Origin of the sequence: Buttiauxella sp. (assembly GCF_049686335.1) — a bacterium.
Classification (GTDB): Bacteria; Pseudomonadota; Gammaproteobacteria; order Enterobacterales; family Enterobacteriaceae; genus Buttiauxella.
Genome location: NZ_JBAVHX010000004.1, coordinates 821,738 through 841,110, shown reverse-complemented (window position 1 = coordinate 841,110; position 19,373 = coordinate 821,738). Strand labels below are relative to the sequence as shown.

The window sequence follows — 19,373 nt, the reverse complement described above, 5'->3', positions numbered from 1 at the left end:
TCCGCGCCATCGGGCGCATAATATTAGTATGAGGCGTTATTTTTGCGTAAGCTATACCCCTCATATTTCAGGCTGCATCTTTGTTGGCTACGTTCATTCCCCTTTTTAAAGAGGCTACGGCATTTATGGATTCACTCGTTGTCCCTACTCTGGACATCTTACGCCGCTGGCTTGACGAAATCGGCGTGACCATTTTCGAGTGCGATACCTGCCAGGCGCTCCATCTGCCCCATATGCAGAATTTTGATGGTGTCTACGATGCGAAAATCGATCTGGTCGATAATATCGTCTTGTTTTCAGCCCTGGCCGAGGTAAAGCCTTCCGCGTTGCTGCCGCTGGCATCCGATCTTTCGTCGATTAATGCCAGCTCACTGACGGTGAAAGCGTTTTTAGATATCCAGGATGATAATTTACCTAAACTGGTGGTTTGCCAGTCGCTACAAGCGGCAGTGGGTATTACTCGCGAGCAGTTTGCTTCCTTTGTAAAACAGAGCGAAGAACAAATCTCGATGGTTATCCTCGAAGCTTGCGCGAACCAGTTACTGTTTATCTCTGATGAAGAAGTGCAAGACGACACAATTATTCAAACCCACTTTCTGCACTAATCGTTCGTTTCCTGGGCGCAGCGGCTACCATACCCGCTGCGTTCCACGCGTTTTTATCCTGTCTCAATCACATCCAGCCAGCATATTTGTCGCCGCTGCAGCCATTTTTAGGCCATAGCGTAGGCGTTTTATACTTAAAAAATTGATAAATGGCGTTTTTTTATCCGAGCTATAGTCACTAACTATGGCTACAGTTATTCTTGCGGGACGCTTAAAGCGTGCAACGTCTGCAGGAAGGCGACCGTCCTTTTTTTGCAGCAGTTTGAATAGAGATGCATGATTCTTGCATGTTACACAGGCGAGAAAAAAATGCGTAAAAGTTCGAGTGAGTAATTTATGCTCGCGAAAGCGGGATTGGTACCCAAAATTATTCAAGGTGCAGGAAGGCGGCAAGTGAATGAATCCCAATGAGCTTACTGGAGTAAGTGATTTGGGTGAATGAAGGTAGCCAACGCACCTGCAACTTGAAGTATGACGGGTATACCCTTTATTCAGAAGGAATGACATATGTTCACCCAACGTAAAAAATTGCTATCGGGTATGGTAGCGGGTTTGCTGATGGCCGTTTCTGCCACCTCGTTTGCCGCTGAACAAAAGACGCTGCACGTTTATAACTGGTCTGATTATATCGCTCCAGATACGTTGGCAAACTTTACTAAAGAAACCGGCATCAAAGTGGTGTACGACGTCTTTGACTCCAACGAAGTCCTGGAAGGGAAGTTAATGGCGGGCAGCACGGGTTATGACCTCGTGGTGCCTTCCTCGCAATTCCTTGAGCGTCAGGCCCAGGCAGGTATCTTCCAGCCGCTTGATAAGAGCAAACTGCCCAACTACAAAAACCTCGATCCGGAAATGCTTAAACTGGTCGCCCATAACGACCACGACAACAAATACGGCATTCCGTACATGATGGTCACCACCGGGATTGGTTACAACGTCGAGAAAGTCAAAGCGGCGCTGGGCAAAGATGCGCCAGTAGATAGCTGGGATCTGATTCTGAAACCAGAAAACCTTGAGAAGCTGAAAAGCTGCGGCGTTTCATTCCTGGATGCGCCGAGCGAAGTGTACGCAAGCGTGCTGCACTATTTGGGTAAAGATCCTAACAGCACCGATCCGAAAGATTACACCGGAGCGGCGAACGATCTGCTGATGAAACTTCGCCCATCAATTCGTTATTTCCACTCTTCCCAATACATTAACGACCTGGCTAACGGTGACATTTGCGTCGCGATCGGATGGTCTGGGGATATTCTTCAGGCAGCAAACCGCGCCAAAGAAGCAAAAAATGGCGTGAATATTGCTTATACCATTCCTAAAGAAGGGGCGATGGTGTACTTCGATATGTTCGCAATGACCGCTGATGCGAAGAATAAAGACGAAGCTTATCAGTTCCTCAACTACCTGATGCGTCCAGATGTGGTGACAAATATCAGTAATCATGTTTATTACGCGAATGCGAATAAAGAGTCGACTCCGCTGCTCAACGCTGAGATTCGTGATAATCCAGGTATTTATCCACCGGCTGATGTGCGTGCCAAATTGTTCACACAGGGTGTGCAATCGCCAAAAGTTGACCGCGTGATTACTCGCGCGTGGACTAAGGTTAAAACAGGCAAATAACTACATATCTTAGTTATTTATAACCTTTGGCATCGTAGGTCGGTTAAGCAACGCGTCAACCGACCAAACGAGTGAAAATGGTGGATGGCGCTATCGCTTATCCACCCTTCAAGATCTCGCGAATGACCTGGGTATGAGTGCCTTATAATAAGATTCGCCGGAGAGCAACATATTGAACGACGCAACCCCTCGTCCGCATGCGAAAACTCGCAAAGCGCTTACTCCGCTGCTTGAAGTTCGCAATCTCACCAAGTCCTTTGACGGGCAACATGCCGTTGATGATGTCAATCTGACTATTTATAAAGGCGAAATTTTTGCGCTGCTCGGTCCATCCGGCTGTGGAAAATCAACCCTGTTACGCATGCTGGCGGGTTTTGAACAGCCAAGTGCCGGGCAGATTGTGCTGGATGGCGTGGACTTGTCCCACGTACCGCCTTATCAGCGTCCCATCAATATGATGTTCCAGTCATATGCGCTTTTCCCGCATATGACGGTCGAGCAAAACATTGCGTTTGGACTCAAGCAAGACAAACTCCCAAAAGCGGAAATCGCCCAGCGCGTGCAGGAAATGCTGACGCTGGTACATATGCAAGAGTTTGCCAAACGTAAGCCGCACCAGCTTTCAGGCGGCCAACGTCAGCGTGTCGCGCTGGCACGTAGCCTGGCAAAACGACCTAAATTATTACTTCTGGATGAGCCGATGGGCGCTCTGGATAAGAAATTGCGTGACCGGATGCAACTCGAAGTGGTGGATATTCTGGAGCGTGTTGGCGCGACCTGCGTGATGGTGACCCATGACCAGGAAGAAGCGATGACTATGGCGGGGCGTATCGCGATTATGAATCGCGGCAAATTCGAGCAAATTGGCGAGCCAGAAGAGGTCTACGAGTATCCGGCCACGCGCTACAGCGCAGAATTTATCGGCTCGGTGAACGTCTTTGAAGGGCTGCTGAAAGAGCGCCAGGAAGATGGTCTGGTCATTGAAAGCCCAGGGCTTGTCCACCCACTCAAAGTTGACGCAGACATTTCTGTCGTTGATGGCGTGCCGGTCTACGTGGCGTTGCGTCCTGAAAAAGTGATGCTGTGTGATGAACCGCCAGCCGACGGCTATAACTTTGCGGTCGGTGAAGTGGTACACATCGCTTATCTGGGCGATTTGTCGATCTATCACGTACGCCTGAAAAGCGGCCAGATGATCAGCGCGCAGTTGCAAAATGAGAACCGCAATCGTAAAGGAATGCCAACATGGGACGATGAAGTTCGACTGTGTTGGGATGCTGAAAGTTGTGTGGTGCTGACGGTTTAAGGGGGTGAAATGAGCACGATGAATGAACGCCCGGCCGAGCCACCGGCAAGCGGTTTGAAATTGTGGTTGGGAAAAATGCAAATGCGTCATGGCCGCAAGCTGGTGATCGCATTGCCTTATCTGTGGCTGATTTTGCTGTTTATGCTGCCGTTCTTGATTGTCTTCAAGATAAGTTTTGCAGAAATAGCGCGTTCTATTCCACCTTATACCGACTTAATTACCTGGGCTGATGATCAGATTTCCCTGGCGCTGAACCTTGCGAACTATCTCCAGTTAACGGACGATCCGTTGTACGCCGAGGCCTATTTGCAGTCATTGCAGGTAGCAGGTATATCAACGATTTGCTGCTTGCTGCTGGGTTATCCGCTGGCGTGGGCGGTGGCGCACAGTAAATCATCAACGCGTAATATTCTGTTGTTGCTGGTGATTCTACCGTCGTGGACCTCATTCCTTATCCGCGTTTATGCGTGGATGGGGATACTCAAAAACAACGGCGTACTGAACAATGTTTTGATGTGGCTGGGTGTGATTGACCAGCCTCTGGTGATTCTGCATACCAATCTGGCGGTGTATATCGGTATCGTTTATGCCTATTTGCCGTTCATGGTGTTGCCGATTTATACCGCGCTGACACGTCTCGATTACTCGTTAGTGGAAGCGTCTTTAGATTTGGGGGCTCGCCCACTGAAAACCTTCTTCAGTGTTATCGTGCCACTCACCAAAGGCGGCATTATCGCCGGTTCCATGCTGGTATTCATTCCGGCAGTGGGGGAATTTGTTATCCCTGAACTGCTTGGCGGGCCGGATAGCATCATGATTGGTCGCGTATTATGGCAGGAGTTTTTTAATAACCGAGACTGGCCTGTGGCATCAGCGGTGGCGATAACCATGCTTATCTTGCTGATTGTGCCGATTATGTGGTTCCACAAATACCAGAACAAAACTGCGGGGGACCACGCATGAATAATTTACCGGTAGTGCGTTCACCGTGGCGCATTGTGATTTTGGCGATTGGTTTCACCTTCCTCTATGCGCCAATGTTAATGCTGGTGATCTACTCGTTTAACAGCTCAAAGCTTGTGACCGTCTGGGCAGGATGGTCAACGCGCTGGTATGTGGAGTTGTTCCATGACTCCGCGATGATGAATGCGGTGGGGCTGAGTCTGACGATTGCAGCGGCAGCAGCCACTGCGGCGGTTATTCTTGGCACCATAGCCGCCGTGGTGATGGTTAGATTTGGTAAATTTCGTGGCTCTACGGGATTTGCCTTTATGCTCACTGCACCGCTGGTTATGCCTGATGTCATCACCGGTCTGTCGCTGTTATTGCTGTTCGTCGCATTAGGACATGCCATTGGTTGGCCAGGTGACCGTGGCATGTTGACCATCTGGCTCGCGCACGTCACATTTTGTACTGCGTATGTTTCGGTGGTCATCAGCTCACGCCTGCGGGAGTTGGATCACTCCATTGAAGAAGCGGCGATGGATTTGGGTGCTACCCCGTTGAAGGTATTCTTCGTTATCACCGTCCCGATGATTGCACCGGCGATTATCTCCGGTTGGTTGCTGGCATTTACCTTATCGCTTGATGATTTAGTTATCGCGAGCTTTGTCTCAGGCCCTGGGGCGACGACGTTACCGATGCTGGTTTTCTCAAGCGTAAGAATGGGGGTTAATCCTGAAATAAACGCATTGGCGTCTATAATCTTAGGAGTTGTTGGGGTTATCGGTTTAATTGCCTGGTGGTTTATGGCGCGAGCAGAAAAGCAACGTCTGCGCGACATCCAGCGTGCAAGGCATAGCTGAAAGGTTTAAAATCTGATAAAACCCACAGTGCCGCGCTTGTCGCGGCACTGTGTCGTATGGAACACGAGGTTTGCGGAAATTTTCAGGAAACGAAGTCAAACACAAGCTAAATTGAACGCTCCCACATTAGTGCTGGTGGCGGCGATTGCTATTCTTTCTACACGCATCCTCGATCTGATGTTGATTTTCAACCTGCTCGGTGTGAGTGGAGTACTTGATTTCATTCACCGTAGCGTACAAACCTGGAGCCTGACGCTGATTTTCCTTGGCAGCCTGGTGATGCTGTGCGTCGAGTTACGCTGCGCATTTGTCATCATGAAAGGGCGGAGTTGGGGACGTTGGGTGTTTCTTGGGACGCAGGTGATTAGCGTCAGTTATTTATGGGCCGCATCACTTGGCTGGGGTTATCCCGAGCTGTTTAGTATCCCAGGCGAGTCAAAACGAGAAATATTCCGATCGCTAATGACGCAAAAACTACCCGACTTGTTGGTGTTATTTTTGTTATTTATCCCTTCTCGCAGTCGACTTTTTTTTAAACTTCAATAACCACGCAGTGTTACTATCTGCGTTTCAAGTCTTCAGGATTTTATTATGCATTGCGCGCTCTATGAGGCTAATCGCTGCCGCTCTTGTCAGTGGATTGAACAGCCGATTTCCGAACAACTCACCGCTAAGATGAAGGAACTTCAGCATTTGCTGGAGGGCATTGCGGTGCAAGACTGGTGCGCGCCAGTCAGCGGCCCTGAGCACGCATTCCGTAATAAAGCTAAAATGGTGGTCAGCGGAAGCGTAGAAAAACCTCTGCTAGGGATGCTGCATCGCAATGGTAATCCTGAAGATTTAACCGATTGCCCACTTTATCCGGCTTCATTCCCAGCGGTGTTTAACCTACTGAAACCGTTTATCGCCCGTGCGGGACTGACGCCGTATAACGTGGCGCGTAAACGCGGTGAGCTAAAATATCTGCTGTTAACAGAAAGCCAGTTAGACGGTGGCATGATGCTGCGTTTTGTCCTGCGAAGCGATGCCAAACTGGAACAGCTACGCGCAGCACTGCCGTGGTTGCAGCAACAACTTCCGCAGTTAAAGGTTATCTCCGCCAACATTCAGCCGGTGCATATGGCGATTATGGAAGGCGAGCAGGAGATCCCGTTAACCGAGCAACAGTGGCTTGAAGAGCAGTTTAACGGTGTGCCGTTGTATATCCGCCCGCAAAGTTTCTTCCAGACCAACCCGGTCGTTGCGGCTTCTTTATATGCCACGGCTCGTGAATGGGTACGGGTGTTGCCCGTCAAACATATGTGGGATTTGTTCTGCGGAGTGGGCGGCTTTGGCCTGCATTGCGCGACTCCCGATATGAAACTGACCGGCATTGAAATTGCCCCAGAGGCGATTGCCTGCGCACGCCAGTCGGCGGAAAAACTGGGGTTGACGGATATTCACTTCCAGGCGCTGGATTCAACGAAATTCGCCACAGAACAGCACGACGTTCCTGATCTGGTTCTGGTGAATCCGCCACGGCGCGGAATTGGCCAGGCGCTCTGTTATTTCCTCAATAACATGGCACCGAAATACATTATCTATTCCAGCTGCAATGCACAGACCATGGCGCGGGATATCGCGTCGTTGGCAGAATATCGGGTAGAGCGTGTGCAGTTGTTTGATATGTTCCCGCACACCGCGCATTACGAGGTGTTGGCGTTGTTAGTGCGCGGGTAGTTTCCCCCTCACCCTAACCCTCTCCCCAGGGAGAGGGGATTGTCCGGTAATGTCCTAAGGTTTTCTCCCTCTCCTGTGGGAGAGGGCCGGGGTGAGGGCATCCTGATTTAGAAAATAGTTACTGTGGGAACCACTGGTCACTAATTTTCTGATACGTCCCGTCAGCTTTAATTGCCGCCAGCGCAGCATTCAGTTTGGTTAACAGCGCCTGATTATCCGGACGCACCGCAATACCCAACCCCGTTCCAAAGTATTCTGCATCAGTCACGTGCTCGCCAACTGTGCTTAATTGCGGGTTGGTTTTCAGCCATTCATTCACCACTGCAGTGTCACCAAATACGCCATCAATACGGCCATTTTTCAGGTCGATAATTGCATTCTGATAGCTATCGTATGACACCGTTTTAATTTCCGGATGCTTATCCTGGAGATATTTCTGGTGGGTGGTGCCATTTTCCATGCCAATCCGTTTGCCTTTAAGTTCGTCAAAAGATGTGAACGCACCTTTTTTGGCAATCACTACCGCTGAATTAGCGTAGTACGGCGTGGTGAAGGAAACTTGTTTGCTACGTTCAGGCGTAATATCCATGCCTGAAATTACCGCGTCATATTTGCGGAATTTTAGCGACGGGATCAGGCTGTCAAAGGCGTGGTTGGTGAATGTGCATTCAGCCTGCATTTGTTTGCATAAAGCTTTAGCCAAATCGATATCAAAACCGACAATCTGATTACTGGCGTCAAGCGATTCAAATGGCGGATAAGTCGCCGAAGAACCAAAGTTGATTTTGTCGGCTGCGGCCGCGCTGAATGCGGCTGTAGCGAACATAGCGGCCAAAATAAACTTCTTCATGTGTGTTGCTCCCGTCTGTCGTGTTTTATAGTTTTCACCGTTTCCCGGCGTCAAAAAATCATGCCAGCAAATGAATTTATATGCAAATAAAATGTATAGTTATATTTATTTGGGTGTAAAAAAGGCGGGGAAGTCCCCGCCTGTTTGAGTGATTAGTACAGCCTTAACGATGCCTTAATTACGGCGTTCGAATGCCAGCGCCCGCCGCTCTATCACACGCATTAACAGCGTCAGTAATCCGTTAACCACCAGATAAACCAAACCTGCCGCCCCGAACACCATCACATCGTAAGTGCGGCCGTACAGCAACTGCCCGTGGCCCATGACTTCCATCAGCGTAATGGTGTACGCCAGAGAAGTACTTTTAAACACTAAAACTACTTCGTTCGAGTAAGAAGAAAGCGCGCGTTTAAATGCATAAGGCAGCAAAATCGCGAGGGTGTCTTTCTTGCTCATTCCAAGTGCGCCGCATGACTGCCATTGCCCATCAGGAATGGCGCGGATCGCACCGTAAAACAGTTGTGTGGTGTAGGCTGCACTGTTTAATGACAGCGCAATCAGTGCACATAACCATGGCTCAGAAAGCAGGTGCCACAAAACCGGGTAGTTCTGAATCGATGGGAACTGACCTGGGCCGTAGTAAATCAGGAAGATTTGCACCAGCAAAGGTGTACCGGTAAACAGGGTGATGTAGGCACGAACAATGTAAACCAGTACCGGTGTTTTCAGCGTCAGAACGATGGTGAAAAACAGCGATAAAATCAACGCGACCACAATGGATGCCGCGGTGAGTGTCAGGCTGGTGTGCAGGCCTTTAAACAGTTCCGGTAAATACTCAAGCATCAGCCGGGTCTCCGTTCAAAACGTGTCGCTCTCTGGTCAATACGATTGAGCACGTACTGGCTGATGAGGGTGATCACGAGGTAGATCGCGGCAGCAACCACATACCAGGTAAACGGCTCCTGAGTACGGGTGGCGATACTTTTCGTCTGCAACATTAAATCATTGACGCTAATCAGCGAAACCAGCGCGGTATCTTTCAGCAAAACCAACCACTGGTTGCCTAATCCCGGCAGCGCGTGGCGCCACATTTGCGGCATCACCAGACGGAAGAAAATGGCAGCTTTCGACAGACCTAACGCCTGGCCAGATTCCCATTGCCCGATTGGCACAGCTTTGAGTGCGCCACGCAAAGTCTGCGAAGCATAAGCCGAGTAGAGCAGGGAAAGCGCAATCACCCCACACAAGAACGGGCTGACATCGAAATTCTCAATTTGTAGTTGAACAGGAATTTGCGCAAAACCGAGATTGAGCACAAAACCATCAGAGAGGATAAGCAGCAACTGTGAGGAGCCGAAATAGATAAACAGCACCACCAGAATTTCAGGCAGGCCGCGCAGCACCGTTACCACGGCTGAACCCAGCCAGGCAATCGGACGCCATTTCGCAGACTCCCACACGGCGAAAATCATCGCCAGAGCCAGGCCGATTACCAGCGCGCAAACGGCAAGGCCGACGGTCATCCCGGCGGCGCTCGCTAAAGGAAACATTTCGTTCATTCAGATTACTTCTGGAACCATTTTTCGTAGATGGTCTGATAAATCCCATCTTTTTTCACTTTTTCCAGCGCGGTGTTGAACTTCGCCTGCAAATCAGTGTTGCCCTGACGGACTGCGATGCCCAGACCGGTACCGAAGTAACCTTTATCTGTCACTTTATCGCCGATAGCACCCAGTTTCGGTTCTGCTTTCAGCCACTCGGTCACTACAGCGGTGTCACCAAATACTGCGTCGATACGACCATTTTGCAGATCGAGTTTGGCATTTTGGTAGCTGTCGTAAGGAACGGTGGTGATTTCTGGATGTTTATCCATGATGAATTTCTGGTGCGTAGTCCCGTTCTGCACGCCAACTTTCTTGCCCTTCAGCGCCGCGATATCAGCAACTTTGCCTTTCTGGCCAACGAACAGGGCAGAGTTATCGTAGTACGGGTTGCTGAACAGAACTTGTTTTTCACGCTCAGGAGTGATGTCCATACCGGCCATGACTGCGTCGATACGACGGAATTTCAGGCTTGGGATCAGGCTGTCAAAAGACTGGTTAGAGAAGGTGCAAGTGGCATCAATCTCTTTACACAGCGCGTTAGCCAAATCGACGTCAAAACCCACGATCTTATTGCTGGCATCCATAGATTCAAACGGAGGGTAAGAAGCTTCCGTAGCAAAACGAATAGTTTGTGCAGCCGTCGCGGAAAGGCTCAGGCTGGCTAATAATGTGGCAAGCAGAACTTTTTTCATGGTTATTTTCCCGGATACATCAGTGTGACAGATAGAATTTAAACGCTTCGGTCTGTGGTTTTGCGAAGCAACTCGCATCACCTTGTTCAACGATGTGGCCATTTTCCATGTAAACCACGCGGCTTGCGGTTTTACGCGCAACTTCCACTTCGTGGGTAACGATGACCTGCGTGATGTTGGTTTCAGCCAACTCACGAATGATGCTGACGATTTGCGCGGTGATTTCTGGGTCCAGTGCTGCGGTCGGTTCATCAAACAGCAGGATCTGTGGTTCCATCATCAATGCACGGGCGATTGCGACACGCTGCTGCTGACCACCTGAAAGGTGGAGCGGATAGCGGTCCTGATAGGGTTTCAGACGTAAACGCTCAAGCAGTTTATCAGCACGAAGGCGTGCTTCATCTTTGCTGATCCCAAGGACGCGGCAAGGCGCTTCCATCAGGTTTTGCAGCACAGTGAGATGAGGCCAAAGATTGTATTGCTGGAACACCATACCCACATTGCGACGCAGTTCGCGGATGGCTTTGTCGCCTGGCGCTTTTGCAAAATCGAAATGGTTGTCTGCAATGGTGAGTTGCCCAGAGCGCGGCATCTCAAGCAGATTGAGTACGCGCAGAAGCGAGCTTTTACCTGCGCCGCTTGGACCAAGCAGCACTAGCGTTTCGCCCTGTGGGCAACTAAGAGTGATATCGAACAGCGCTTGATGTGCGCCGTAAAAACAATTAATGCCGTTTAGTTGAATACTCATGCGCATAAGTTGAATAGCAATTGAAGCCGCAAAGGGTACCTTTAACAGAATAGTTATGCAATCTTTGTGCGTTAAAACCTAAAAATAACTACTCGCATGCATTAAAGGTAGCACAAAATAGCGAGGCGGGAGGGAGGCAAGAATAAATGTCGGAGTTATGAGAAAATTCCAGACTATTTACAAGGGTTACCATCCGTCTCCCGCAGGGGAAATTACTCGGTTTCTATCGCCTGACGCAGGCTGCCAGAAGGTGCATGGCTATTTACACCCAGATAACGTACGTCATCGACCGCCCAGCACTGGCCTTCACGGATCATCAGCACCTCATCTTGCCAGCTTTGACTGCCTTTAGTGAGGTCTACACGCAGTGGGATATTGCGCGCATCGGTGTTAGGAATGGTTGACGCCGAGGCCACGGTGGCACTGTCAGCGCCATCGGCGTTGCTGGTAAACATGTTGCTACGCATAAAGTCATTTTGCGCATTCGGCGACGTACTGGCTTTTTGCATTTGCTGTGCCAGAGCATCACTCATATACGGACGCAAGCCGGTAATGGCGCTGTTGCCCTGGGATTTATGGCTTATCTGATAATCATAAAATTTCTGTGCCACGCTATCCGGGCCGCCTTCAATACAAGGGCCGCTGCGGGCGCCAATATCTTTAAAAGCGGGCGTGACGGGGGTAGTACAGGCCGTGAGTAACATCGCGCACGGAAGAAGAACCAAAACTGAGCTGCGCATTTTTATTTCCTTATCTTCTCAGGAGGACTAACTTAGCATAGCGTATCGTTGTCAAAATGCGTGGCAGGTAATGCGCTAAGATGTTGATACAAAGAGAGGAGAAGCTTATGCAATTTACAACTACCCCAACGCTCGAAGGGCAGAGCATCACTGAATATTGTGGCGTGGTGACAGGAGAGGCGATTCTGGGGGCCAATATTTTTCGCGACTTTTTTGCCGGGGTGCGCGATATCGTCGGTGGCCGTTCCGGTGCATACGAAAAAGAATTACGTAAAGCGCGCGAGATAGCGTTTAAAGAATTGCAGGAACAAGCTGAAGGTTTGGGCGCCAATGCCGTGGTCGGTATCGATATTGATTACGAAACCGTGGGCAAGGAAGGGAGCATGCTGATGGTGAGTGTCACCGGTACTGCGGTAAAAACGCGTCGATGAAGGGCCGTTTAGCCACATTTTTAATCGCGGCGTTATTGACGGGGTGCGCCAGTAAGCCTGAGGTTGTCGATAAACGCATTATCGATAAAGGCGATTATATCGTCGATACCCAACACGCTGCACAGGCCGCGTATCCGCGCGTGAAAGTGTTAGTTATTCACTACACCGCCGATGATTTTACCGGTTCGTTATCCACTTTAACTGACAAAAATGTCAGTTCACATTATCTGATACCCGATACGCCACCGATATCTGGCGGCAAGCCGGTTATCTGGCAACTGGTGCCTGAAAGTGAACTGGCGTGGCATGCTGGAGTGAGTTTCTGGGGTGGTGCGACACGCATCAATGACACGTCGATTGGTATCGAACTGGAAAATAAAGGGTTTACCCGCATCGGGCGCGTTAACCAGTTTTACCCGTTCAACGCGGCACAAATTTCAGTGCTAGAGAAGCTGGTGAAAGTTATCATCGCTCGTTATCAAATCAAGCCGCAGAACGTGGTCGCACATGCGGATATTGCCCCGCAACGTAAAGTCGACCCGGGTCCGTTATTCCCCTGGGAGCAACTGGCGCAGCAGGGCATTGGTGCCTGGCCGGATGCCAACAGAGTGGCCTTTTATCTGAATGGCCGTGGTCCATACCAACCTGTGGATAAGCGGGGTTTGCTCAATTTACTATCGCGTTATGGGTATCAGGTGACGCCTGAAATGACGCCAGCGCAGCAACAGAGGGTGATTCAGGCTTTCCAGATGCACTTCCGTCCCAACGAATATTCTGGCCTGCCGGATGCACAAACTGAAGCTATCGCTGAAGCGTTGCTCGAAAAATACGGGCAAAGCTAGACGGCGTAATTAACGAAGCAATGTACCGTGATCACGCAACCAGAGAGCGGTACGACGTATGCCTTCATCCAGCGTCACAATCGGCTGATAACCTAATTCTGTTTCAGCGCGCGTGGTATCAAGCGTGAGATCAAAGTTGAGTTTCGATACCCCGTAATGCGTCAACACAGGTTCTTTGGCCGATTTATTACCAAAACGCTCCATGCTGCGGGCGATCATATCCAGCATCGGATAGGGAACGGAGCGAATGCGACATTTGATCTCTAAATCATCAATCAGCTTTTGCACGATCACGCGTAGCGGGCGAGCTTCCATATTGGTGATGTTATACGCGCGCCCTGAAGGCAACGTTTCGCAACGCTCAGTGGCGAGCCACATCGCATGCACCGCATTCTCAAGATAAGTCATATCGACCATCGCTTCGCCGCCGCGTGGCAACAAAACGCTGCCATAATGGCGCATCATCTGCACCAGGCGCGGGAAAAACACTTTATCATGCGGGCCAAACAAACTTTGCGGACGCAGAATGGTAAAGCGTGTGTGCGGGTTTGACTGTGCTAACAGCTGAATCACTTCTTCGCTGGCGGCTTTGCTGCGGGCAAATTCATTGGCAAAGCGCACAGGGCGGAAATCTTCGCTGATATTACGATGATGGTGATAATCAAAGTAGAGCGATGGCGAGGAGATATGCACGAAGTTACGTACGCCCCAGGCAACGGCCCATTCGCCTAAGCGACGGGTTGCACGGACGTTAGCGAGATCGAACGCTTCCTGAGTGCCCCACGGCGAGGTGAAGCTCGAGCAATGCCAAAGTGTATCGACATCCGCCAGCAATACCTTGGCCTGCGAGGAAACCAATTCGGTAAGGTCAGCGCGAATAAACTCCGCACCCATTTTTTCCAGCAGTTTGCCCATGGCTTCATTGCGCCCGGTAGCCCGAACACTGATGCCTTTCGCGCGAAGAAATTCGACCGCGTTTCGGCCTAAACCGCTGGTGGCGCCCGTTACCAGTACCTTCATGTAGACCAACTCATGGTAATTGAGATTTACGCTGCGCATTTTTCCGTGAAATGGCAGCGCTTGCAATGGGGAATGCTAAAGATTAGGAGAACTTAACGGACTTTATGTGACAATTGTTCGGAAACCTGGCAAATCCTTCGGGCCATTCCCCGGAAAATGAACAGATGCGCGGGAATCATGACTAACCAGTAGAATAAACCTGCGGTTCCATGTGGATGCCACCAGGCGCGAACATCCAGCGTGCGATGCTTACCATGGTCACGCAAAGTGAACGAAAGCCGACCCAGCCCTGGCGCTTTCATACCAAATAACAGCGTCAGCTCTTTTTGCGGGTCGACAATAATCACTTTCCAGCTATCGACTTGATCGCCCACCTCCAGCATGTCGCGCGCCGGTCGGCCTTTCGCCAGTTTATGCCCGACTAACAAGTCCATTAAGCCACGGGTTTTCCACAAAATATTGCCGAAGAAATAGCCCTCTTTGCCGCCAACCTGATTCACCACTCGCCATAAGTCGACCAGTTCAGCAGATGTCTTCAGCGTACAACCCGCTTGCTTCGGGAAATAACCATACTCCGGTCGCCAGCGAGCAAATGCCTGAGCGTCGTAACCCCAGTCTTGCGAGTTTGCGAGCTTGTTCTCGTCAGCAAGGGTCGCACGGACCGCGTCATCAAAGTTCAACAGTTGCTGCGGGATCAACGCGCGTAATGCGCGATCGTCCGCCAAAAGATCGTGTTTCAACCCCTGGATCAGCGCCTTAGCAATAGTGGGGGGCACCGAGGTGATCATGTTGAGAAACCACACGGAGATCCAACTGGTCGGCAGCGGAACGGGGATTAAAGGACGGCGTTTGCCGCTGATCGCCATAAAACGCTCGAACTGCTGCTGGTAGCTCAGCACTTCAGGCCCGGCGGCTTCAAAAACGCGGTTTTCCTGCGATGGATGATTTAGCAGTTCGACTAAATAATGCAGTAAATTTTCTAATGCAATCGGCGTGGTGCGCGAACGAACCCAGCGCGGTGGCGTGAGCACCGGAAGGTTATAGACCATGTCGCGCATTACTTCGAAAGCGGCTGAACCCGCACCGATAATAATCCCCGCACGCACTTCCGTCACCGGTACGGCCGCATCACGTAAAATATCGGCTGTCAGCTGGCGGGCACGCAGATGCTCAGAGTCCCCATCACCTTCGGCGGCTTGCAGCGAGCTAAGAAAAATCAGCTGTTTTACCGGATGCGCACGTAATGCGTCGCGCAAATTAAGCGCGGTCTGGCGTTCATGGGCGACGAAATCCGCCCCGTCACCCATGCTGTGCACCAGATAATAAAGCGTATCGACATTTTCCAGCAGTGCCGGGAGCGTCTCGGGCCATTGCAAATCGACGTGCCGACAGACGACAGAGTCCCAGGGTTGTTTCTCCAGCCACTCAACCCGCCTTGCTGCGGCGGTGACATGATGCCCGGCTTGGGCAAGTTGCGGCACCAGATGTTGCCCTATATAGCCGCTTGCGCCGAGCACCAGAATATTTTGTGGCTGTGTCATCGTCCTTGACCCCTGATTAGCGCTGTAAAAATGCCTGCCAGTGAGAAACCACTTCGGCCAGCTGTTGGCGGTTGACATCAAGGTGAATCACCAAACGAGTGACTGGCCCAGCGCTCATTAAAATACCGCGTTCTTTCATGAATTTGCCGAGGCTTTCAGCTTGTTCAACCGGGACGCGCACAAACACCATATTGGTATCCTGACGGGTCACATCCACACCAATTTCGCGCAGTTCGCCAGCCAGCCAGTGGGCGTTGTCATGGTCGGTTTGCAGGCGCTGAACGTTATTCTCAAGGGCGTACAAACCTGCCGCTGCGAGAATACCGGCCTGACGCATTCCACCACCGACCATTTTACGCCAGCGAGTCGCTCGCTTGATGTATTCGCGGCTGCCGACTAACAGTGAACCCACCGGCGTACCCAGCCCTTTTGAGAGGCAAATCGTAAAGGTATCGCAGTAGCGCACTACTTCTTCGAGGGTGCAGCCATACGCCACCACGGCATTGAAGATACGCGCGCCGTCAACATGCAGCGCCAGATTGTGGTTGCGGCTAAAATCCCAGGCTTGCTGAAGATATTCACGCGGCAGGACTTTGCCGTTATGGGTGTTTTCCAGACTAAGCAGTTTGGTGCGCGCAAAGTGAATATCATCAGGTTTGATTTTCGCGGCGACTTTATCGAGCGGTAACGAACCGTCCGGACTGGCGTCGATAGGCTGCGGCTGAATACTGCCTAATACCGCAGCACCACCGGCTTCATACAGATAATTGTGGGCCAGTTGTCCGACAATATATTCCTCACCGCGTTCACAGTGGCTAAGCAGTGCGACCAGGTTTGCCTGAGTGCCAGTTGGCAGGAATAACGCTGCTTCTTTGCCGCTGATTTTCGCAGCATATTCCTGAAGCTCATTAACCGTTGGGTCATCACCGTAGACGTCATCACCCGTCGGTGCGGCCATCATACGTTTGAGCATTTCTTCGCTCGGGCGGGTTACTGTATCGCTGCGCAAATCAATCACGGTAGATCCTTATTATTATCCTCAATTAAAGGAATGTTTTACCGGAACCAGTTCGTTTTCGCCAGTTCGATAACTTCATCACCGCGTCCACTGATAATGGCGCGCAGCATGTAGAGGCTAAATCCTTTTGCCTGTTCGAGTTTGATTTGCGGAGGGATCGCCAGCTCATCTTTCGCCACCACCACGTCCACCAGCACCGGACCGTCAATGCTAAAAGCACGTTGCAGCGCGTTATCCAGATCCTCAGCTTTTTCCACGCGAATACCGGTAATGCCGCAGGCCGTGGCGATATTGGCAAAGTTAGTGGCATGCAGCTCGGTACCGTCCGTCAGATAGCCACCTGCTTTCATTTCCATCGCCACAAAACCCAACACGCTGTTGTTAAACACCACAATTTTAATCGGTAATTTCATTTGCACGACGGAAAGAAAATCGCCCATCAGCATGCTAAAGCCGCCATCGCCGCACATCGCGACAACCTGACGATTCGGATCGGTTGCTTTTGCCCCCAACGCCTGCGGCATGGCGTTCGCCATTGAACCGTGGGTGAACGAGCCAATCAGCCGACGTTTGCCGTTCATTTTCAGATATCGCGCGGCCCATACGGTTGGTGTGCCCACATCACAGGTAAAAATCGCGTCGTCATCAGCGTAATGGCTGATTTGCTGCGCGACATATTGTGGATGGATAACGCTGCCATCACCGGGCTGCGCCAGTTCATCGAGGCCTTCTCGCGCTTCACGATAATTATCCAGCGCTTTATCAAGGAAGCTGCGGTCGGTTTTTTCTTCCAGTAGTGGAATCAATGCCGCAAGCGTGGCTTTAATATCTCCGACCAGCGCCATATCCACTTTGCTATGCGCCCCAATACTGCCTGGATTGATATCAATCTGAATAATTTTCGCATCGGTCGGATAGAAGGCGCGATACGGGAATTGGGTGCCGAGCAGGATCAGCGTGTCGGCATTCATCATGGTATGGAACCCGGACGAAAAACCAATCAGCCCGGTCATGCCGACATCGTAAGGGTTGTCATATTCCACATGCTCTTTACCGCGCAGGGCATGAACAATCGGCGCTTTAAGCGTCGCGGCAAATTGCACCAGCTCCTCATGCGCTCCGGCACAACCGCTACCGCACATCAGGGCGATGTTGTCGTTATAGCGCAATAGCTGGGCAAGCTTTTTCAGCTCATCCTGTGCGGGAACAATGACGGGTTGCGGTGCAGGATACCAGTGTGTACTGGCCGTTTCAGGGGCAGGTTTGAGCGCTACGTCGCCGGGCAAAACAATGACGGATACGCCACGATTGAGTATCGCTTTGCGCATGGCGATCGCAAGAATTTGTGGAATTTGTTCCGGGGATGACACCAGCTCACAATAATGGCTGCATTCGCGGAATAACTCTTCGGGATGGGTTTCCTGGAAATAACCGCTGCCAATTTCACTCGACGGTATATGGGCCGCAATCGCTAGCACCGGTACGCGATTCCGATGGCAGTCGAATAAGCCGTTAATTAAATGCAGATTGCCGGGTCCGCATGAACCCGCACAAACCGCCAGTTCGCCGGAAAGGTGGGCTTCGGCTCCGGCAGCAAAAGCGGCGACCTCTTCATGGCGCGTTGGCATCCATTGGATAGTCCCCATGCGGTTGAGGCTGTCGCTCAATCCATTGAGGGAATCGCCGGTCACGCCCCAGATTCGTTTCACACCTGCGCTTTCGAGAGTTTTTGCCAGATAAGCGGCTACAGTCTGTTTCATTACTTCTCCTTGTCACGATTCAGTTAACGTAAACAAGCTTAGTCAAGGAAACAGAAGAGGCTGAGCAGAAAGTGCCACTCTGCGTTGAGTGGCACGTGTGAGATTAAGCGAGAACTAAATCACCTTGCGGATGGCAACAGCAGGCCAGCACATAACCGTTAGCAATTTCTGCTGCGGTCAGGGTCATAGTGCTGCTGACCGAGTAATCACCGGATTCGACTTTGGTTTTACAACTTCCACACACCCCGGCACGGCAGGCGGCATTCACCGGAACACTGTTGCTTTCCAGCGCAGCCAGCAGGGTGCTGCCGACAGGCGCGTAGAACTCACGCAGAGGTTTTAACGTGGTGAATTTCAAACCGCTGTCGACAGGTGCCACAACGGGGGTGAAGAATTTTTCGCAGTAAAAGTTCGTTACGCCCAGGGCTTTGACCTCTTTCTCCACCATTTCCATATAAGGCGCGGGCCCGCAGGTCATCACGGTGCGTGAAGCGAGATCCGGTACGCTTGCCAGAATGTCGCGTGTCAGGCGCCCGGCGATGAAACCCTGGGGCGCATTATTCTCGGCAACCAGCGTCACGGGATAGTCCCGCCATTCCTGCGCAAAGATGACATCTTCCGGTGAACGGACGTTATAAATCACCTGCACATCAGCCTGCGGACGATGTTTCGCTAACCAGCGGCGCATCGCTATAATGGGCGTCACACCGCAACCGGCGGCCAGTAGCAAAAAACTTTCAGCCGCTAAGTCTTCGCAAGTAAATTCCCCCTGGCCTTCTGAAAGCCACAGGTAATCGCCGACTTTCACTTCTTGCGTCAGCCATTGAGAACCAACGCCATTCTCGATTCCACGGACCGTTAGCGTAATAAATGGGCTGAGGCCTGGTGTCGAAGAGATCGTGTAAGCACGGAGTGTTTCGTCACTATGACGAATACTCACCAGCGCGTATTGCCCGGCCTTGTAAGGATAAAAGTCGTGATTAATCAGCGACAGCGTCCAGACATCCGGCGTTTCCTGGTGAATATGATGCACCTGCATACGATGCGGGCACAGTGGCGTTGGCATAGTCAT

At 51.1% G+C, this 19,373-nt stretch carries 20 protein-coding genes; 9 read left to right on the top strand and 11 right to left on the bottom strand.

Going from position 1 to position 19,373, the window contains the following annotated elements:
- Nucleotides 1-125: 125 nt before the first annotated feature.
- The 7 genes from WBL83_RS04345 (at nt 126) to rlmC (ending at nt 7,055) form a co-directional block, all read left to right on the top strand.
- Nucleotides 126-605, top strand: a complete 480-nt coding sequence (locus tag WBL83_RS04345) for a YbjN domain-containing protein (protein ID WP_424587965.1) — start codon at nt 126-128, stop codon at nt 603-605.
- Nucleotides 606-1,112: 507 nt separating this feature from the next.
- Nucleotides 1,113-2,225, top strand: coding sequence for a spermidine/putrescine ABC transporter substrate-binding protein PotF (gene potF / locus WBL83_RS04340; RefSeq protein ID WP_424587964.1), 1,113 nt, complete (start codon nt 1,113-1,115; stop codon nt 2,223-2,225).
- Nucleotides 2,226-2,397: 172 nt separating this feature from the next.
- On the top strand, nt 2,398-3,531 hold the full coding sequence (gene potG / locus WBL83_RS04335) for a putrescine ABC transporter ATP-binding subunit PotG (RefSeq protein ID WP_424587963.1): 1,134 nt from the start codon (nt 2,398-2,400) through the stop codon (nt 3,529-3,531).
- A 9-nt stretch (nt 3,532-3,540) separates the two neighbouring features.
- Nucleotides 3,541-4,494, top strand: coding sequence for a putrescine ABC transporter permease PotH (gene potH / locus WBL83_RS04330; RefSeq protein WP_424587962.1), 954 nt, complete (start codon nt 3,541-3,543; stop codon nt 4,492-4,494).
- Nucleotides 4,491-5,336, top strand: coding sequence for a putrescine ABC transporter permease PotI (potI, locus tag WBL83_RS04325; protein ID WP_424587961.1), 846 nt, complete (start codon nt 4,491-4,493; stop codon nt 5,334-5,336). The genes potH and potI overlap by 4 nt, the downstream gene beginning before the upstream one ends.
- A gap of 111 nt (nt 5,337-5,447) precedes the next feature.
- Nucleotides 5,448-5,882, top strand: a complete 435-nt coding sequence (locus WBL83_RS04320; protein ID WP_424587960.1) for a YbjO family protein — start codon at nt 5,448-5,450, stop codon at nt 5,880-5,882.
- A gap of 45 nt (nt 5,883-5,927) precedes the next feature.
- Complete coding sequence (gene rlmC, locus WBL83_RS04315; protein WP_424587959.1) at nt 5,928-7,055, top strand: 23S rRNA (uracil(747)-C(5))-methyltransferase RlmC; 1,128 nt, start codon at nt 5,928-5,930, stop codon at nt 7,053-7,055.
- Between the two features lie 118 nt (nt 7,056-7,173).
- On the opposite strand, the gene artJ is transcribed toward rlmC, so the two are convergent.
- The 6 genes from artJ to WBL83_RS04285 all read right to left on the bottom strand — a co-directional run bounded on the left by artJ (nt 7,174) and on the right by WBL83_RS04285 (nt 11,689).
- On the bottom strand, nt 7,174-7,905 hold the full coding sequence (gene artJ, locus WBL83_RS04310; protein ID WP_424587958.1) for an arginine ABC transporter substrate-binding protein ArtJ: 732 nt from the start codon (nt 7,903-7,905) through the stop codon (nt 7,174-7,176).
- Between the two features lie 174 nt (nt 7,906-8,079).
- Entirely contained in the window at nt 8,080-8,748 is a 669-nt protein-coding gene (artM, locus tag WBL83_RS04305) for an arginine ABC transporter permease ArtM (protein WP_424587957.1), read from the bottom strand.
- Nucleotides 8,748-9,464, bottom strand: a complete 717-nt coding sequence (gene artQ, locus WBL83_RS04300; protein ID WP_424587956.1) for an arginine ABC transporter permease ArtQ — start codon at nt 9,462-9,464, stop codon at nt 8,748-8,750. Before artQ ends, artM begins: the two co-directional genes overlap by 1 nt.
- A gap of 5 nt (nt 9,465-9,469) precedes the next feature.
- On the bottom strand, nt 9,470-10,201 hold the full coding sequence (gene artI, locus WBL83_RS04295) for an arginine ABC transporter substrate-binding protein ArtI (RefSeq protein ID WP_424587955.1): 732 nt from the start codon (nt 10,199-10,201) through the stop codon (nt 9,470-9,472).
- A gap of 19 nt (nt 10,202-10,220) precedes the next feature.
- Nucleotides 10,221-10,949, bottom strand: coding sequence for an arginine ABC transporter ATP-binding protein ArtP (gene artP, locus WBL83_RS04290; protein ID WP_424587954.1), 729 nt, complete (start codon nt 10,947-10,949; stop codon nt 10,221-10,223).
- A 212-nt stretch (nt 10,950-11,161) separates the two neighbouring features.
- The gene (locus tag WBL83_RS04285) at nt 11,162-11,689 is read right to left on the bottom strand and encodes a lipoprotein (protein ID WP_424587953.1); all 528 of its coding nucleotides are present in this window, start codon (nt 11,687-11,689) and stop codon (nt 11,162-11,164) included.
- 107 nt (nt 11,690-11,796) lie between these two features.
- On the opposite strand from WBL83_RS04285, the gene WBL83_RS04280 reads away from it, so the two are divergent.
- Both WBL83_RS04280 and WBL83_RS04275 read left to right on the top strand, forming a co-directional pair.
- A complete protein-coding gene (locus WBL83_RS04280) occupies nt 11,797-12,120 on the top strand; it encodes a heavy metal-binding domain-containing protein (protein ID WP_424587952.1) in 324 nt (107 codons plus the stop codon).
- Nucleotides 12,117-12,962: an N-acetylmuramoyl-L-alanine amidase gene (locus WBL83_RS04275; protein ID WP_424587951.1), complete on the top strand. Its 846-nt coding sequence runs from the start codon at nt 12,117-12,119 to the stop codon at nt 12,960-12,962. Before WBL83_RS04280 ends, WBL83_RS04275 begins: the two co-directional genes overlap by 4 nt.
- A gap of 9 nt (nt 12,963-12,971) precedes the next feature.
- Here WBL83_RS04275 and WBL83_RS04270 read toward each other — a convergent pair whose 3' ends face one another.
- From WBL83_RS04270 to hcr, 5 genes are all read right to left on the bottom strand, one after another.
- Entirely contained in the window at nt 12,972-13,982 is a 1,011-nt protein-coding gene (locus WBL83_RS04270; protein ID WP_424588039.1) for an NAD-dependent epimerase/dehydratase family protein, read from the bottom strand.
- Between the two features lie 92 nt (nt 13,983-14,074).
- Entirely contained in the window at nt 14,075-15,523 is a 1,449-nt protein-coding gene (locus WBL83_RS04265; RefSeq protein WP_424587950.1) for a DUF2867 domain-containing protein, read from the bottom strand.
- Between the two features lie 16 nt (nt 15,524-15,539).
- Nucleotides 15,540-16,541, bottom strand: coding sequence for a low-specificity L-threonine aldolase (ltaE, locus tag WBL83_RS04260; RefSeq protein WP_424587949.1), 1,002 nt, complete (start codon nt 16,539-16,541; stop codon nt 15,540-15,542).
- A 38-nt stretch (nt 16,542-16,579) separates the two neighbouring features.
- A complete protein-coding gene (poxB, locus tag WBL83_RS04255) occupies nt 16,580-18,301 on the bottom strand; it encodes a ubiquinone-dependent pyruvate dehydrogenase (protein ID WP_424587948.1) in 1,722 nt (573 codons plus the stop codon).
- A gap of 103 nt (nt 18,302-18,404) precedes the next feature.
- On the bottom strand, nt 18,405-19,373 hold the full coding sequence (gene hcr, locus WBL83_RS04250) for an NADH oxidoreductase (protein ID WP_424587947.1): 969 nt from the start codon (nt 19,371-19,373) through the stop codon (nt 18,405-18,407).

What these genes read in the sequence shown, in the direction of transcription:
- WBL83_RS04345 (WP_424587965.1), top strand. Translation starts at nt 126, where the DNA reads ATGGATTCACTCGTTGTCCCTACTCTGGACATCTTACGCCGCTGGCTT.
- potF (WP_424587964.1), top strand. Translation starts at nt 1,113, where the DNA reads ATGTTCACCCAACGTAAAAAATTGCTATCGGGTATGGTAGCGGGTTTG.
- potH (WP_424587962.1), top strand. Translation starts at nt 3,541, where the DNA reads ATGAGCACGATGAATGAACGCCCGGCCGAGCCACCGGCAAGCGGTTTG.
- potI (WP_424587961.1), top strand. Translation starts at nt 4,491, where the DNA reads ATGAATAATTTACCGGTAGTGCGTTCACCGTGGCGCATTGTGATTTTG.
- rlmC (WP_424587959.1), top strand. Translation starts at nt 5,928, where the DNA reads ATGCATTGCGCGCTCTATGAGGCTAATCGCTGCCGCTCTTGTCAGTGG.
- artJ (WP_424587958.1), bottom strand. Translation starts at nt 7,905, where the DNA reads ATGAAGAAGTTTATTTTGGCCGCTATGTTCGCTACAGCCGCATTCAGC.
- artM (WP_424587957.1), bottom strand. Translation starts at nt 8,748, where the DNA reads ATGCTTGAGTATTTACCGGAACTGTTTAAAGGCCTGCACACCAGCCTG.
- artQ (WP_424587956.1), bottom strand. Translation starts at nt 9,464, where the DNA reads ATGAACGAAATGTTTCCTTTAGCGAGCGCCGCCGGGATGACCGTCGGC.
- artI (WP_424587955.1), bottom strand. Translation starts at nt 10,201, where the DNA reads ATGAAAAAAGTTCTGCTTGCCACATTATTAGCCAGCCTGAGCCTTTCC.
- artP (WP_424587954.1), bottom strand. Translation starts at nt 10,949, where the DNA reads ATGAGTATTCAACTAAACGGCATTAATTGTTTTTACGGCGCACATCAA.
- WBL83_RS04285 (WP_424587953.1), bottom strand. Translation starts at nt 11,689, where the DNA reads ATGCGCAGCTCAGTTTTGGTTCTTCTTCCGTGCGCGATGTTACTCACG.
- WBL83_RS04280 (WP_424587952.1), top strand. Translation starts at nt 11,797, where the DNA reads ATGCAATTTACAACTACCCCAACGCTCGAAGGGCAGAGCATCACTGAA.
- WBL83_RS04275 (WP_424587951.1), top strand. Translation starts at nt 12,117, where the DNA reads ATGAAGGGCCGTTTAGCCACATTTTTAATCGCGGCGTTATTGACGGGG.
- WBL83_RS04270 (WP_424588039.1), bottom strand. Translation starts at nt 13,982, where the DNA reads ATGAAGGTACTGGTAACGGGCGCCACCAGCGGTTTAGGCCGAAACGCG.
- WBL83_RS04265 (WP_424587950.1), bottom strand. Translation starts at nt 15,523, where the DNA reads ATGACACAGCCACAAAATATTCTGGTGCTCGGCGCAAGCGGCTATATA.
- poxB (WP_424587948.1), bottom strand. Translation starts at nt 18,301, where the DNA reads ATGAAACAGACTGTAGCCGCTTATCTGGCAAAAACTCTCGAAAGCGCA.
- hcr (WP_424587947.1), bottom strand. Translation starts at nt 19,373, where the DNA reads ATGACTATGCCAACGCCACTGTGCCCGCATCGTATGCAGGTGCATCAT.